Here is a 15,457-nt window from a genome sequence, read left to right on the forward strand (position 1 = left end):
GACCGAACGGTCGGTTTCAACCCTTAGCTGGTTTTACGACACGATCGGATCATATCCAGAGAAGGTTGATACTCCCGGGTCTGCACATTCATCATACCCAACAGGGTATGGAAGATGTTGTCTTGAGAGACATCATCCGTCTGCGCCTGTTGTTGCAGGCATTGCTGATCAATGCCAAATGCGCTGGCGTAGTCCGGCGACATCCAGAGTAAAAACGGAATATGTGTCTGCTGGCTCGGTGCAAACACGTAAGGTGCACCATGCAGATACATCCCGTGTTCCCCCAGTGATTCCCCGTGATCCGAGAGATAGACCATCGCCACGTTGTATTTATCACTGTACGACTTCAGCAGATTAATCGTGCTGTCCAGCATGCTGTCAGTATAGAGAATGGAGTTGTCGTATGTATTGACCAGCGCCTGAGGGTCGCAGTCCTGAATCTGATTGCTGTCACAGGTTGGTGTGAACTGTCGCAGGGCATCCGGGTAACGCAGATAATAAGCCGGGCCATGGCTGCCCATCTGATGCAGGACAATCACCGTGTCATCCTTCACGCTATCAATATAGTTACTGAGGCGATGCAGCAGCACGTCATCAAGGCAGTAATCACTTTTGCATAATGCACTGACCTTCCATTTGGTCATATCAGTATGCGGCACGCGATCGCAGGCACCTTTGCAGCCACCGTCATTTTCTCGCCAGAGAACGTTAACACCGGCATGCGCCATGACATCGAGCAGCCCTTCCTGATGATGTGCAAGGCCCGCGTCATACTGCTGGCGCGGCATATTGGAAAACATGCAGGGCACGGAGATGGCGGTTTCGGTGCCGCAGGAGGTGGCGTTGCGATAGTAGATAACATTGTCACGCTTCAGTTTGGGATTGGTCTCCCTCGTATAGCCTCCGAGTGAGAAGTTTTCAGCCCGTGCGGTCTCCCCCAGCACAAAAATGACCAGCGTCTTCTTCTTTTCACCCGCTAACAGCGGGCCTTTATGCGCATCCTGACCAATTTTGACCAGCGCCTGATTGCCCGCAAACCAGCGATTATCTGCGTAGTGCCCAATGCCGCTGACCACATTGGCTGGCGTGATCATTTTCACCAGCCCTTTATTATTGCGGATCATCGAGGCGTAATCTTTATATAACAGCGCTGCCACCAAAAGTACCACAAGAATGGCACCCAGAGACGTCACTACGCGCCAGACGATAGCCATCCACCACGGGCGGTTGTTTTCGATTCGGGTAAGCAACATGATCGCCGCAGGGAGTACGCCCAGTAGTAGCAGCCAGAGGAGATATTTCACGCTGAACAGAGAGGTCGCTTCCTGCAGATCCGTTTCAAACACGTTCTGGATCATGTTGGTATCGATCACCGTACCAAAACTGTACATAAAGTAGTTAGCGGCGGCACTGGCAACGATCAGTATCACCAATAAAGGCTTACGTAGCCACGGCAGTGCGGCGACGTTGAAGATCACTAAAAAGGCGCAGAACAGCACCAGGGGAAGCGTAGCCGCATAAAGATAGTCGTGCAGTCCCTGATAGGGAATAATTTCCCATGCCCGAAGCAGGAAGATACTGTTGAGTATCAGCGCGAAAAACAGCGCAGCGGAAACGTTAAAGGTAATTTCATTACAACGTAACTTGTTCAGGCGTTTCATGGTCGTCCAGTAACAGAATAATCTGAAACAAGAGTAACCGCGAAAGCTTAGATAAACCTTAACTTTGTTTAAACATAGGGATAGCCCGCCAGAAGCGGGCCAAAATATTAGTAAGCAACGGTAAATTGCTGGCGAATATGCTGCGGATGTTCGATTTCGTCCAGGATGGCTACGGCCAGGTCAGCAACGCTGACAGACGCGGGTTTGTCTCCATCCATCAGTAATGAGGTGGTGCCCAGACGGAACTGCCCGGTGCGCGGGCCGGGTTCGAGAAACGCAGCAGGGGAAAGGTAAGTCCACTCCAGCGCCTGTTCTTCAGCCTGAAGCTGATTACGCAATGCACGTGCACCCAGCGCGCCGGGTTTGATATTAGCCGGGAAGGCTTCCGTATCCACCAACTCTACGCCCGGAGCCACTTCCAGGCTGCCAGCGCCACCCACTACCAGTATGCGCTTCACGCCGCTGCTTTTTACGGCTTGCAGGATTTGCTGGCTGCCGCGGGTAAATTTTTCAAACAGATCGCTCTCCGCCCAACCCGGATTATAGGCGCTGATGACGGCATCCTGACCTTTCAGAACGCCACTCAACCAGGCGCTGTCATGAATATCACCTGTGACCACAGTCAACTGAGGATCTGAAGGCAGATTTTTTCCTGAGCGAGAGAGGGCCGTCACCTGATGGCCTCGTGCCAGGGCTTCTTTTACAACATCAGGGCCGACAAAACCCGTTGCGCCAATAATGGTAATTTTCATTTATTCATTCCTCTGTAAGTGTGGATTCAACTTTACGGCTTAACAGATAGGATGATAAGTGGCATATTTTAGCTTTTATAATGAAGTGATACTTACGAATAATGGAAAAACTCAATCGTATGGCCGTGTTTGCAACGGTTGTCAGCGAAGGTTCTCTGGCAGCCGCTGCACGCCGTCTGGGTATGTCGCCTTCTGCGGTTAGCCAGCATCTGCGGGCACTTGAGCAGGCGGTAGGGGTGCCCTTACTGCATCGTTCAACCCGAAAGCTCACACTTTCTGAGGCGGGGGCGGCATTCTATCCGGGCTGCGAGGCCATGCTTCATCATGCGCTGGAAGCGGAAAAACGTCTCGCGGAAATGCGCGATACGCTGAGCGGAGAGTTGCGCATCAGCGCAACGGTAGGGATCGGCGGCCAGCCGCTGTGCAGTGCGTTATCACCCTTGTTACAACAGAATCCGGGGCTGAAGCTACGCATTATTGCCACCGATAACGTGCTGGATATGATTGAGCATCGGATTGATATTGCTTTACGCTTTAGCCGTCAACTCAGTGATGCCAATATTATTGCCCATCCGCTGGCAGAATGGCCGATGGTTATCTGTGCAGCACCCGCCTATCTCAGCCGTTATGGCGTGCCGGAAACGCCGCAGGCGCTCTCAGCCCATCGCTGGATACACGGTCATCGTACGCACCGTCATATTGATTTCCATCACGCAAGAGAAGGGGCGCTGACGCTGCGTCTGGCTGAAGGGCAGGTGGTTAGCGACAGTATGAACGTGATGCGCGCTTTTACCGTTGCGGGTATGGGGTTGTCATTGCAGCCTTTGCAGGAGATCCAGGAAGAGCTGCACAGCGGGCAATTAATGGTGCTGTTGCCTGAGTGGCGCGCCAGCCCTCTGAAGCTGACGGCACTGACGCTTGAACGCGTTTTACCGGAGAAAAGTCAGCAGGCATTACGGGCGTTACGTGACTATTTTAGTAAAAATCACCGGGTCACACTTGCAGACATGGGATGAGCCGTCTTCAATGAAGACAGAGTGAACTTACCAGGAGTGGCGGTGGCAGAACAATTAGAGTTTTTCCCGGTACCCAGTCCCTGTCGCGGGATCTGTCAGGTTAACGAACGTGGTTACTGCCGTGGCTGCCTGCGTAGTCGTGAAGAACGGTTCAACTGGATGACGTATAACGATGCACAGAAACGTGACGTTTTGCGTTTGTGTCGCCTGCGTTTCCAGCGCCAGCGTCGTGGGGAGAATCCAGACGTTACGGACCAGCCCGAGCAGCCCACGCTGTTTTGACGCGGAGTTTGATCCGCCCCTGTTGTAGCGATGACCTGATGGCGTATTATCCGGGTCAGCTATTTCATCAACGGGAGTAAGAATAAGATGCTACAACGCGTACAGATCGCCCCACAGGGACCGTCATTTTCACCACTGGTGATGGGATACTGGCGGTTGATGGAGTGGGGAATGACCTCTCAGCAGCTGGTGCAGTTTATTGAGCAACATCTGGAATGTGGTATCAGTACGGTTGACCACGCCGATATTTATGGCGGCTACCAGTGTGAAGCCGAGTTTGGCAAAGCGCTGCGCCTGCAACCCTCTTTGCGTCAACGTCTGGAGTTGGTGACGAAATGCGGGATTGCCACAACGGCAAACCCAGATAACACCCTGGGTCACTATATTACAGATGCAGCGCACATCATGACGAGTGCTGAAAATTCCCTGCGTTATTTCAATACAGACTACCTTGATCTGTTATTGATCCATCGTCCCGATCCCCTCATGGACGCAGATGAAGTTGCCAGCGCGTTTCAGCAGCTTCATCAAAGCGGAAAAGTAAAACATTTCGGCGTTTCTAACTTTACCCCTGCACAATATTCGCTGTTACAGTCACGACTGCCGTTTACACTGGTCACCAACCAGGTTGAAATTTCCCCTGTGCATCAGCCGCTGTTATTAGAGGGTACGCTGGATCAGTGTCAGCAGATGCGGGTCAGGCCGATGGCATGGTCATGTCTTGCGGGCGGAACGATGTTCAGCGCACCTGAGTACCAGCCGCTGCGTGATGAACTGTTATTGATCCAGCAAGAGACCGGTGCAGAGAATATTGAGCAGTTGATCTATTCCTGGATTTTGCAATTACCTTCTAAGCCACTGCCGATTATTGGAAGTGGTAAAATTGAACGCGTCAGCGCGGCAGCGAGAGCGGTTAACGTGACGCTGACTCGTCAGCAGTGGTTCCGTATTCGTAAAGCCGCACTGGGTTTTGATGTGCCGTAATCCGCAATTAACAGTGGTAGCGCCATTGTCTGACGACATCACGTTGATGTCGTTTGCAACCGTGAGAGTGAGCAATATAAACGCCAGATGATCCCGGCCAGATCGATGCCTTGATCTTCGTGAGTATCACGCAGTATATCGATGCGCTGTTGTAGTGTTTTCAACGTCTCGTTCAGGGGAATATGGTGTATCCCGCGTTCACTGATAATAGATTGCAAATCGTGTAGCACGGCGTCGCGTATACTCGCCAACGCTGAAGAGGGTGTTTTCCAGTTGCGCAGATTCCAGGCAATATGCGAACAGTTGAGTAATACAACACCCCAGCGCATCAGCCACAGATGTGCCTGGTCATCGCGACTGTTTTTAAGCTGGTTGATGCGGTGATAAACCAGCGATTCAAAACTATTCTGACTTAGGCGAGGATGTCTTCCCAACTGGTCGACAAACTCACCGCGTAAAGCGCGGATATGACGCCTGCTACGGTGTTTATCAGAACTGGGACGCAAAATAGAGAAGGCCAGCCAGACCATCGCCACGCCACAGACTTTTGCCAGATTATCATTAACAAAACCCGAAAAATCATAGGTGGGTGGATTAGTGACTGACAGGAAGGATCCCAAAAAAACAACCAGTTGCCCCCAAAGGGCAGTCCGTTTTTTATCCTGTAATTTAATCAGTTGCATGGTGATCAGCAGAGGGAAGAGTACGATAAGAAACTGCCACAGTACGGTCACTTGAATCATGAAAGCGAACTTCATCACAAAGCTGAAGAGTGACAGCAGCACCAGTGTTTTGATCAATAATACGGCGCTGCTGACCGGGGATGCAGAAGATGAATAAAGCACGCAACTGATAGCGGCCAGCGTCAGTGCTGAGTCACCGGCATCCCATTGCGTTGTGATCCAGAAACTGGTTCCGAAAAAAATCACACAAAAGGTTCGCAGGGCATTCCAGCTGGCTTCAGCCCCATCTGCCTCGCGTGCCAGTGATGGCACAACCGGAGGAGCGAGATGCGTATGGTTATCTGCATGTTCGAACTGGCGTAGCCAGCGTGCGATATTCAGATACAGCCAGCAGAAGTAACGTAGCTGCTCCCAGAAGGCCCGGTGCCGATAATCCGTCGTGTCCTTTGGGGCTGCGCGATAGAGTATCTTCGCCAGGTAGTACTTATATTTTTAACCCTTAGCCATGGCTTCCAGTAGCTGGTGCAGTGTTACAAACAGGTTTTCTGGTGGATGGTCCCAGTTCAGCAGCATCCGGCGCAGGCTGGAGATAATGCTGGTCAGGCGCAACTGCTGGTGCAAAACATAGTTCAGCACATTGTTTTGACGGCGAAAGCGGTAATGACTCCAGAATGCCTGAATGCGCAGCAGATTCATTGTCAGGATTTCGCCAATCACGTTCTCGTGGGCCTGACGTACCGTGCTGGTGTCCTCTTTCTTCAACATCACCATTGCATGGTCGAGCAGTTTGCTGTGCATCTCGTTCAGGGAATGGATTAACGTCTCTCCATCCGAGGTGCTGGGCAGGATCATCATCATCAGTGCGCCGCACAGTATCCCGGAAATGACCTCACAAACGCGGGCCTGGGCAATGGCCCATATACTGTCGATCTCAACCTCATTGACACAGGTAAAGGCGATGATGGCGGCCGTGTAGCCCGCCAGCGAAAAGGCGTAGGCCACATTATTCTGATAATGGTTTGATACCCAGGTGCATAGCGCCAGCCAGCTTGCAATCGACACGGCAAAAAGCCAGGGCTCGTCCAGCGTATGACCGGCGATCATCAGGGCTGCCGTCGCGCCCAGCATACTCCCCACAATGCGCCCCAGACTTTTACTGATCACGCCACCAACAGTAGGAAAACTCACCACCGCAGCAGAGGTCATCGCCCAGTAAGGTTCATCCAGCTGAAGGCCGTAAGCGATACTCAACGCCAGACACATAGCGATGGTATTGCGCAAGGCGTAGCGCCATTGTCCGGCGGTGGCTTTGATCCAAGGCAACTGCTGCCATTGCAGCCAGCTCAGATTAAGCCGACTCATTGCTGGACAGAAATTGTGCAGGTGGTCCCGGCAACCAGTGTGACGGAGGGCGGAAGATGAGTCAGGCGGATACGTACCGGTACGCGCTGGGCCAGCCGAACCCACGGAACGTTCGGCTTGATATCCGGCACCAGGCCGCTGTCAGATTCTACACTTTGGTCGTAGATCGCCCGGCCGATACTTTGTACCACGCCGGTGAGTGGCTGATCGTTACTGTACAGGGTGATAGTTGCCTCGGCGCCTGTACGGATATGGCGTAGTTTGGTCTCTTCAAAATAACCCATCACGTAAAACGAATGGCTATCTACCAGCACAAACAGCGGTGAACCGGTGCTGGCGTAGTTACCTACCCGGGTTTCCAGATTGTTGATCCAACCATCGGTGGGGGCAAAAACCACGGTTTGCGACAGGTTCCAGCGCGCACGATCCCCCTCAGCCTGAGCAGCCTTAACGTTTGCTTCCATTGCCTTGACGGTGAGATTAGCGACATCAAGCGCTTCTTCTGAAATAACATTACGCCCAAGATTTTGACGACGATGAGCCTCATGCTGCGCCTTGACAAGGTCCGACTGTGCTTTTGCCAGTTGGGCTTCTGCATTCAGTACGGCAATACGATAGGGCTGATCATCAAGGGTAAACAAGCGGGTTCCTTTGCTCACAAACTGGTTATCTTCTACATCGAGCGCCACAATGCGCCCTGAGACCTGTGGAGTAATACTGACCAGTTCGGCTCTGACTTTGCCATCTCGTGTCCAGGGTGACTGCATATAGTAATTCCACATCCACCATCCGGCACAGAGTGCCGCCGCGAAAAAAAACACGGTGGAAAAATATCTTAAATAATTGATTTTCATCACATTACCCGACGATTAACAGCCCCAGAGAGGCGGCTATGCAGAGAGTAAACAAGGAGAGATCCAATAAAGTGGGGTGCCAGATCTCGCCTGAGTACATCCAGTCACGCAGTAACGGATGAAGTAACAGCCATAAGAAAAAACCGAGCAGAACGACTTTGAACAGGGGCGGAAAATAAAGTGAGTCCCCGAACACCAGTTCGGTAATGGGGCTGGCAGCCGTTAATATTGAGGTAATCACACACAAAATCCCTATGACCAGTGAATTGTCGATGAGGATAACTGAATGCGTCCATCTGATTATGATGGATTTGTGTTTTGCCTTGTAAACTCGCAGAATAGTCTAAAATCATGCTTGATAGCTAGCAAGCTAATTATAAGAGGTAGGAATTGAATACAACTCTGGGAACCGACCTGTCAAGATTGGTGCGCGTCTGGCGCGCATTAATCGATCAACGATTGAAACCGTTGCAGCTGACGCAAACCCATTGGGTGACGTTACACAACATCCACCAGCTACCGCCTGAACAGTCGCAAATTCAGCTGGCGAAAGCCATTGGTATTGAACAACCTTCTTTGGTACGCACCCTCGACCAGCTGGAAGAAAAAGGGTTAATTACGCGCAGCACCTGTGCAAATGACCGCAGGGCTAAGCGAATCAGCCTCACTGCACAGGCAGAACCGATTATTACTCAGGTTGAGCATGTGATAGATGCGACTCGTGATGATATTCTGGCCGGAATTTCTCAGCCGGAGATCGACAAAATGGTCACGCTGATTGCCAGACTTGAAAAGAATATTATTGAGCTTCAGGGGCGAGATGAATAAAAAAAACCGGCATAAGAAGCCGGTTTTTTTGCGAACAGGTGCCATTAGCGTGGAGACACAGTCACCTGGCTACCGTTTGAAGCCATTGCTACACGCTGACCCACAGAGTAGCGGCTTGCTGCCTGTTTCTGGACCACCATGATGGTGTTGCCATCATCTTTGCGGATTTCCAGCTCAACGCCCTGACTTTTGTTCAGCGATCCCTGCACACCCTGGCCTGCAACACCACCCGCTACGGCACCGGCTGCGGTTGCCAGGCTACGCCCCGCACCACCACCGACTGTATTACCGAGGAAGCCACCCAGAACGGCACCGCCAATGGCACCGATAACGTTGCTGTCATCGCCACCCTGAATTTGCACCGGACGAACAGATACCAGTGTACCGTAGCTCACGGTCTGAATCTGTTTAGCTTCAGAGGCGCTGTAAACATCACCGGAAAGCGTATTATCACTTACACAGCCAGCCAGCGTTATCCCGGCAAGCGCCACGATTAATAAACGCATCGTCATCATTAAAACTCCTATGTGTAGCAGGTGCTGCGGATCATCGGGCAGCGGTCAATAACACTATTATAAGGTACAAGCCGCGCCTTTCTCACAATTAGTTTGTAAAAGCACCGCAGAAAGATAACCTGGGGTGCTTAAACGTGGATTCAATCACGACAAGAAAATACGACGTAGTTAACAACGTGAATAAAAGATCTCTAAATCATAGAATTGACGCGCTAATTTTGCCAGGCTGGCGCAATGACACTCAAACCCGCAGACGGGATAAGGCGAAGGCATGAAATCAGGTCGATTTATTGGCGTTATGTCTGGCACCAGCCTGGACGGCGTTGATGTGGTGATGGCGGTGATTGATGAACATATGGTGGCACAGCAGGCCAGCTATAGTCACCCGATCCCACAAGCGCTGCGCCAGCAGATCCTGGCAATCTGCCAGGGGCAATCATTAACGTTGTCGCAGTTAGGGCAACTGGATACTCGCATGGGGCGGTTGTTTGCGGATGCGGTACTGGCGCTACTCAAGCAGCAGGGATTGTCAGCGGATGATATTACCGCCATTGGTTGTCACGGCCAGACCGTGTGGCATGAGCCGCAGGGCGATGCCCCAAATACCTTACAAATTGGCGATAATAATCAAATCGCAGCAGCAACGGGTATCACCGTAGTGGGCGATTTCCGCCGACGTGATATGGCGCTGGGCGGGCAGGGCGCACCGTTGGTGCCGGCTTTCCACCATGCGGTACTGATGCACTCCACTGAGCGCCGCATGGTGCTGAACATCGGGGGCATTGCGAATTTGTCTTTGCTGTTACCCGGGCAAACATTGCGTGGTTTTGATACCGGGCCAGGAAATATGCTGCTGGATGCCTGGATCTGGCGGCAGCAGGGCAAACCCTATGATGAAGAGGGGGCCTGGGGGGCCGGCGGTCACGTGGCCTGGCCACTGCTGCAACAGATGCTCAGTGACCCCTATTTTGCACTGAGTGCACCGAAAAGCACCGGACGCGAATATTTCAACCTGAGCTGGCTGGAACAGCAGCTGTCATCCTTCCCGGGTCTGCCCGCACAGGATGTGCAGGCAACGTTGGTAGAACTGACGGCGACCACTATCGCACAGCAGGTCTTACTCAGCGGGGGGTGTGACAGGTTGCTGGTGTGCGGCGGTGGGGGCCACAATCCGCTGTTAATGTCACGTCTGGCGGCGCAGCTGGCCGGGACAGAAGTGACGAGTACCGACCAGGCTGGCATCAGTGGCGATGATATGGAAGCGCTGGCTTTCGCCTGGCTGGCATGGTGTACCTTGAGTGGGTTACCGGGCAATTTACCGTCGGTGACCGGTGCGCGTGAGGCCAGCGTGATCGGGGCAATATTCCCGGCAAATCGGCCTTTTCGCTGATTGCATCACCCGGAAAGACGTTTTAGCCTAAGTGAACGTCCCGTAGCTCACAAGGAATAAACAATGAAAAAGGGGTATATCGCCGCCATGCTGGTGGCGCTGTCAGGATGCAGCTATTTTCAGACCGGCTCTCATACGCCGGTCAACACATTGCATTATACCTGCGGCACGCTGCCGTTAACGGTGAAACTGGATAACAGTAAAAGTGAAGTCAGCCTGATCCTCGACGGTCAACCGCTGGTACTGAAGCAGCAGCCTGCGGCGTCAGGAACCCGGTACAGCGATGAGCATTACGTCTTCTGGTCGAAGGGCGACAGCGCGTTCATTGAGCGCAATGACAAAATCATTATCGATGACTGTCAGCTTCAGCAGCCAGCCAGTTAACCCATTGAACTATTGTAGGGTGCGGCGCACAATGCGGTATCCCTACTTATCAGAAGCCAGAGCGATGACTGACAGCGACCATCTGCAACAAATTGCCCATCTGCGGCGTGAATACACTCGTGGCGGCCTGCGCCGCAAGGATCTCCCCGCTAATCCGTTGACCTTGTTCGAACACTGGCTTAACCAGGCGGTTGAAGCACAGTTGCCGGATCCCACAGCCATGAGTGTGGCCACGGTGGATGAACAAGGCCAACCCTATCAGCGTATCGTCCTGTTGAAGCATTTTGATGAGCGCGGCATGGTGTTTTATACCAATCTGGGCAGCCGCAAAGCGCAGCAGCTGGAAACCAACCCGCGCATCAGCCTGCTGTTTCCCTGGCATATGCTGGAACGTCAGGTCATGGTGCTGGGGAGTGTTGAGCGTTTATCTACGCTAGAAGTCTTGAAATACTTCCACAGCCGCCCGCGAGACAGTCAACTGGGGGCCTGGGTGTCGAAGCAATCCAGCCGCATCTCTGCCCGTGGCATTCTTGAAGGCAAGTTCCTTGAACTGAAGCAGAAGTTCCAGCAGGGTGAAATTCCGCTGCCGAGTTTCTGGGGCGGTTATCGGGTCAACATTGACTCAATGGAGTTTTGGCAGGGTGGCGCTCATCGCCTGCATGACCGTTTTTTCTACCAGCGTGAAGATGACGCGTGGAAACTCGACCGCCTGGCCCCCTAAAACACGAAATAATGCCGTCAATGGCTGGATCACAGCGGTCCGGCCCATTATTCTATACCCCTTATTTTTTCTCTCCGCGTCTCAGCGGAAAGCTGTGTACCAGCTTAGGTGCAGACTTTTTTACATGGAGTCTTAGATGGCCAGCAGTAACCTGATCAAACAATTGCAAGAGCGGGGCCTTGTCGCCCAGGTAACGGATGAAGAGGCGTTAGCAGAACGACTGGCACAGGGGCCAATCGCACTCTATTGTGGCTTCGACCCGACTGCCGACAGCTTGCACTTGGGGCATCTGGTGCCGTTGCTCTGCCTGAAACGTTTTCAGGATGCCGGACATAAGCCAGTGGCTTTAGTCGGTGGCGCAACTGGCCTGATCGGCGACCCGAGCTTTAAAGCAGCCGAGCGTAAGCTGAACACCAGTGATACCGTGAATGAATGGGTCGATAAAATCCGCCATCAGGTCGCCCCTTTCCTTGATTTCAACTGCGGTGACAACAGCGCGATTGCAGCCAACAACTATGACTGGTTTGGCGGCATGAATGTGCTGACCTTCCTGCGTGATATTGGCAAGCACTTCTCAGTTAATCAGATGATTAACAAGGAAGCCGTCAAGCAACGTCTGAATCGTGATGATCAGGGGATCTCCTTTACTGAGTTTTCTTACAACCTGCTGCAGGGTTACGACTTCGCCTGTCTGAACGAGCGCCACGGCGTGGCGTTGCAGATTGGGGGATCTGACCAGTGGGGGAACATCACCTCCGGTATCGACCTGACGCGTCGTCTGCACCAGAACCAGGTGTTTGGTTTGACCGTTCCGCTGATCACTAAATCTGACGGCACCAAATTCGGTAAAACCGAAGGTGGCGCAGTGTGGCTGGACGCGAAAAAAACCAGCCCTTACAAGTTCTATCAGTTCTGGATCAACACCGCTGACGCAGACGTTTATCGCTTTCTGAAGTTCTTCACTTTCCTGAGCATTGACGAGATCAACGCGCTGGAAGATGAAGACAAGAACAGCGGTAAAGCACCCCGTGCCCAGTATGTTCTGGCCGAACTGGTGACCAAACTGGTACACGGTGAGGACGGTCTGGTGGCGGCACAGCGCATTACCCAAAGCCTGTTCTCCGGGGCGCTGAGCGAACTGACGGAACAGGATCTGGCACAGCTTGCACAGGATGGCATGCCGGGCGTTGAGTTGGAAAACGGGCAAGATCTGCAACAGGCGCTGGTCAATACCGAACTGGCCCCATCACGTGGTCAGGCTCGTAAGCTGATTGAGGCGAAATCCATCAGCATCAACGGTGCACTGCAAACGGAGGCAGAGTATGCCTTCGTAGAGGCCGATCGTCTGTTCGGCAAATACACCCTGCTGCGTCGTGGTAAAAAGAACTACAGCTTAATCAGCTGGAAATAATAAGCAGGTTCGTTACGTACTGAAGCCGGCCATGCCGGCTTTTTTTAGGCAAGAAGGGTCAGAGTCGCGCGATGAAAAATATTCTCTCCATCCAGTCCCATACTGTTTTTGGTCACGCCGGAAACAGTGCAGCAGAATTTCCTATGCGCCGCCTGGGCGCAAACGTTTGGCCACTGAATACCGTTCAGTTTTCCAACCATACTCAGTATGGTCACTGGGCCGGAACGGTCATGCCGGCCAGCCATCTGACCGAGATTGCCCGGGGTATTGCTGATATTGATCGTCTGAAAACCTGCCATGCGGTGTTAAGTGGTTATCTCGGCTCCGCCGAGCAGGGAGAGGCTATTCTTGAGATTGTACGGATGGTCAAAGCGGCAAACCCGGAAGCCTGGTATTTCTGTGATCCGGTGATGGGCCATCCGGAAAAGGGCTGCATTGTGGCACCGGGTGTGGCTGAGTTCCATGCGAATGCCTCCCTACCCGCCAGTGATATTATCGCGCCCAATCTGCTGGAGCTGGAAATGTTGAGTGGGCGCCAGGTGGCCGATGTGGAGCAGGCTGTTGCGGCAGCACGTGAGCTGATTGCTAAAGGGCCAAAAGTGGTGCTGATTAAGCACCTTGCGCGGGCCGGTTACCGTAGCGATCGCTTCGAAATGCTGCTGGTGACGGCAGATGAAGCCTGGCATATTGCCCGTCCGCTGATTGACTTTGGCGTGCGTCAGCCGGTAGGGGTGGGTGACCTGACCAGCGGATTATTACTGGTGGACCTCCTGCACGGGCTATCGCTGCAACAGGCGCTGGAACATGTGACGGCCGCTGTGTATGAAGTGATGCTGAAAACCCATCAGATGGGTGAGTATGAGTTACAGCTGGTCGCTGCACAGCAGGCGATTGCTGAACCGCAGCAGCATTTTGCGGCAGAGAAACTCTGACGTACCCTCGCGGTACCGGGCAGGCCATTTGGCCTGCCTTCGACATTAGTTTAACCCTTCAGCCTTCAGCGCAGCGATCACGTCAGGACGCGCAGCCACCCGTTCAAACCAGTCGTTTAACGCATCCAGCCCACTCAGGTTCAGCTTCAACGCATGAGCCCAGCGGGTCACGGTAAACAGATAAGCATCTGCCACGGTGAAACGCAGCCCCATCAGCCACTGCTTCTCTTTCAATTCGGCATTCACATACTGGAATTTCTGCTCCAGCAATTCCCTGGACAGTACCTTAAACTCGTCCGGGGTGGTGGGGCGAAACAGCGGACTGAACCCTTTATGCAGTTCAGTGGCAATATAATTGAGCCATTCGAGCGTATGGTAGCGTGTCAGGCTGCCGGGTGGGGCCAGCAGTTGGCGGTCAGGTTTCAGGTCGGCAAGATACTGCACAATCGCCACGCCTTCAGTCAGCACCGACCCGTCATCCAGTTGCAGCGCCGGAACCTGGCCTTTCGGATTGATTCGCAGATAGTCTTCGCCCTGTTCCGTCTTCTTCGTTTTGGTATCCACGGTGACCAGCGTGAAATCAAGGCCGGATTCGCGCAGCACAATATGGGGTGACAGTGAACAGGCCCCGGGTTTACAGAACAGCTTCATTGCTCGCTCCTTTCATTGAATGATGACGATCTCCTCAGCTTACTGCCGAAGAACATAAAAGTCAGTGTCAACGCGCGGACAATGGCGCATTTTTTGCCGATTAATTAACCTGTGGCAAACGTGGCTGCCCTAAACTGCCCAGTTCAGGCAGGGATGTTCGGGCCAGATCCCAGAATGCGCGCACTTTTGCCGGCATATATTTTACGTTCTGCGCGACCAGTTGCACCGGAACGGCCGGAGGGCGGAAGTCCGGCAGAATTTCGATCAGGGTGCCCCGCAGCAGGTCATCATGAACCTGATAAGAGAGCAGGCGGGCAATACCTTTCCCGGCGCGGGCAGCAATCAGCTGAGTCTCCACTTCATTGACGGTCAGTCTTGGCGTGATGCGCACTCTCTCCTGCTGCGTCTCAGGGCCGAAGCGCCACTCTCTTTGTGCGGTGAGCGCCGCACTGGCGATGAGGTGATGATCGACCAGCATGGTGGGCGTCAGCGGCGTACCGTGCAGTGTGAGGTAGTCAGGGCTGGCAACCAGCATCCTTTGCACCTGGCCCACCTCTGTCGCCACCAGTGAGGAGTCGCGCAACTGGCCGATGCGTACCGCCATATCCAGCCCCTGTTCGATCAGGTCCTGATAACGGTCACTGAGCATCAGATCAATCTGGATATCGGGGTAGCGATCGAGAAATGTCAGCACCAGCGGGGCAATATGCTGGCGGCCGAACTGAACCGGCGCGGTCAGACGGACCCTGCCACTCAGCTGGTTGCGGGTGGTGGCGTTTAGTGCCTGCTGATAATCCTCCAGCACGCCTTTTGCGCGTTCAAAAAGCGCCAGTCCGGCGGGCGTGGGCGACAGGCGCCGGGTGGTTCGTTCAATCAGGTTCACGGCAAAACGGCTTTCGAGCGCTGTCAGGGCACGCGTAATCGCCGGAGGCGACCGCCGCAGAGTTCGTGCGGCTGCAGCAAGGCTCCCCCGTTGTACCACGGCGACAAACACCGCCAGTTCATCCAGTTTATCCATGATTATTCCACTT

Annotated in this window: 16 protein-coding genes and 1 pseudogene; 9 read left to right on the forward strand and 8 right to left on the reverse strand. The window is 53.3% G+C overall.

The window, feature by feature from the left end; translation table 11 throughout:
* Positions 1-23 precede the first annotated feature (23 nt).
* A complete protein-coding gene (eptA, locus tag WH279_RS15020; RefSeq protein WP_339457574.1) occupies positions 24-1,661 on the reverse strand; it encodes a phosphoethanolamine transferase EptA in 1,638 nt (545 codons plus the stop codon).
* Positions 1,662-1,768: 107 nt separating this feature from the next.
* Positions 1,769-2,413 (reverse strand): NAD(P)-dependent oxidoreductase, encoded by a 645-nt coding sequence (locus WH279_RS15025; protein ID WP_133845240.1) that lies wholly within the window; start codon positions 2,411-2,413, stop codon positions 1,769-1,771.
* A 101-nt stretch (positions 2,414-2,514) separates the two neighbouring features.
* Between WH279_RS15025 and WH279_RS15030 the strand changes: the two genes are divergently transcribed.
* The 3 genes from WH279_RS15030 to WH279_RS15040 all read left to right on the forward strand — a co-directional run bounded on the left by WH279_RS15030 (position 2,515) and on the right by WH279_RS15040 (position 4,695).
* Positions 2,515-3,429 (forward strand): LysR substrate-binding domain-containing protein, encoded by a 915-nt coding sequence (locus tag WH279_RS15030; RefSeq protein WP_227536213.1) that lies wholly within the window; start codon positions 2,515-2,517, stop codon positions 3,427-3,429.
* 42 nt (positions 3,430-3,471) lie between these two features.
* A complete protein-coding gene (locus WH279_RS15035) occupies positions 3,472-3,711 on the forward strand; it encodes a DUF1289 domain-containing protein (protein WP_339457575.1) in 240 nt (79 codons plus the stop codon).
* An 87-nt stretch (positions 3,712-3,798) separates the two neighbouring features.
* Positions 3,799-4,695 (forward strand): aldo/keto reductase, encoded by an 897-nt coding sequence (locus WH279_RS15040; RefSeq protein ID WP_339457576.1) that lies wholly within the window; start codon positions 3,799-3,801, stop codon positions 4,693-4,695.
* Positions 4,696-4,733: 38 nt separating this feature from the next.
* Here the strand turns inward: WH279_RS15040 and WH279_RS15045 are convergent.
* From WH279_RS15045 to WH279_RS15055, 3 genes and pseudogenes are all read right to left on the reverse strand, one after another.
* Positions 4,734-6,740: pseudogene (locus WH279_RS15045) on the reverse strand (FUSC family protein).
* Positions 6,737-7,594, reverse strand: a complete 858-nt coding sequence (locus tag WH279_RS15050) for an HlyD family secretion protein (RefSeq protein WP_339457577.1) — start codon at positions 7,592-7,594, stop codon at positions 6,737-6,739. Before WH279_RS15050 ends, WH279_RS15045 begins: the two are co-directional and overlap by 4 nt.
* A gap of 4 nt (positions 7,595-7,598) precedes the next feature.
* Positions 7,599-7,835: a DUF1656 domain-containing protein gene (locus WH279_RS15055; RefSeq protein WP_200643096.1), complete on the reverse strand. Its 237-nt coding sequence runs from the start codon at positions 7,833-7,835 to the stop codon at positions 7,599-7,601.
* A gap of 149 nt (positions 7,836-7,984) precedes the next feature.
* Between WH279_RS15055 and slyA the strand changes: the two genes are divergently transcribed.
* Positions 7,985-8,422, forward strand: a complete 438-nt coding sequence (slyA, locus tag WH279_RS15060) for a transcriptional regulator SlyA (protein WP_200643097.1) — start codon at positions 7,985-7,987, stop codon at positions 8,420-8,422.
* Between the two features lie 44 nt (positions 8,423-8,466).
* Here the strand turns inward: slyA and slyB are convergent, their stop codons facing one another.
* Positions 8,467-8,934, reverse strand: coding sequence for an outer membrane lipoprotein SlyB (gene slyB / locus WH279_RS15065; RefSeq protein ID WP_200643135.1), 468 nt, complete (start codon positions 8,932-8,934; stop codon positions 8,467-8,469).
* A gap of 274 nt (positions 8,935-9,208) precedes the next feature.
* Here slyB and anmK point away from each other — a divergent pair, with 274 nt between their 5' ends.
* From anmK to pdxY, 5 genes are all read left to right on the forward strand, one after another.
* Positions 9,209-10,327, forward strand: coding sequence for an anhydro-N-acetylmuramic acid kinase (gene anmK, locus WH279_RS15070; protein WP_339457578.1), 1,119 nt, complete (start codon positions 9,209-9,211; stop codon positions 10,325-10,327).
* A 63-nt stretch (positions 10,328-10,390) separates the two neighbouring features.
* Positions 10,391-10,711: an MliC family protein gene (locus tag WH279_RS15075; protein WP_339457579.1), complete on the forward strand. Its 321-nt coding sequence runs from the start codon at positions 10,391-10,393 to the stop codon at positions 10,709-10,711.
* A gap of 64 nt (positions 10,712-10,775) precedes the next feature.
* Positions 10,776-11,432, forward strand: coding sequence for a pyridoxamine 5'-phosphate oxidase (pdxH, locus tag WH279_RS15080; protein ID WP_339457580.1), 657 nt, complete (start codon positions 10,776-10,778; stop codon positions 11,430-11,432).
* A gap of 136 nt (positions 11,433-11,568) precedes the next feature.
* Positions 11,569-12,843 (forward strand): tyrosine--tRNA ligase, encoded by a 1,275-nt coding sequence (gene tyrS, locus WH279_RS15085; RefSeq protein ID WP_339457581.1) that lies wholly within the window; start codon positions 11,569-11,571, stop codon positions 12,841-12,843.
* Between the two features lie 71 nt (positions 12,844-12,914).
* Positions 12,915-13,775 carry a pyridoxal kinase PdxY gene (pdxY, locus tag WH279_RS15090; protein WP_339457582.1) on the forward strand — a complete coding sequence of 287 codons (861 nt, stop codon included), beginning with the start codon at positions 12,915-12,917 and terminating at the stop codon, positions 13,773-13,775.
* A gap of 45 nt (positions 13,776-13,820) precedes the next feature.
* Here pdxY and gstA read toward each other — a convergent pair whose 3' ends face one another.
* Together gstA and WH279_RS15100 are read right to left on the reverse strand one after the other, a co-directional pair.
* Positions 13,821-14,426: a glutathione transferase GstA gene (gene gstA / locus WH279_RS15095; protein WP_133845218.1), complete on the reverse strand. Its 606-nt coding sequence runs from the start codon at positions 14,424-14,426 to the stop codon at positions 13,821-13,823.
* A gap of 100 nt (positions 14,427-14,526) precedes the next feature.
* Positions 14,527-15,444 carry a LysR family transcriptional regulator gene (locus WH279_RS15100; RefSeq protein ID WP_339457583.1) on the reverse strand — a complete coding sequence of 306 codons (918 nt, stop codon included), beginning with the start codon at positions 15,442-15,444 and terminating at the stop codon, positions 14,527-14,529.
* Positions 15,445-15,457 lie beyond the last annotated feature (13 nt).

The sequence above is a fragment of the Erwinia sp. MYb375 genome (assembly GCF_037479175.1).
Lineage (GTDB): Bacteria > Pseudomonadota > Gammaproteobacteria > Enterobacterales > Enterobacteriaceae > Erwinia > Erwinia rhapontici.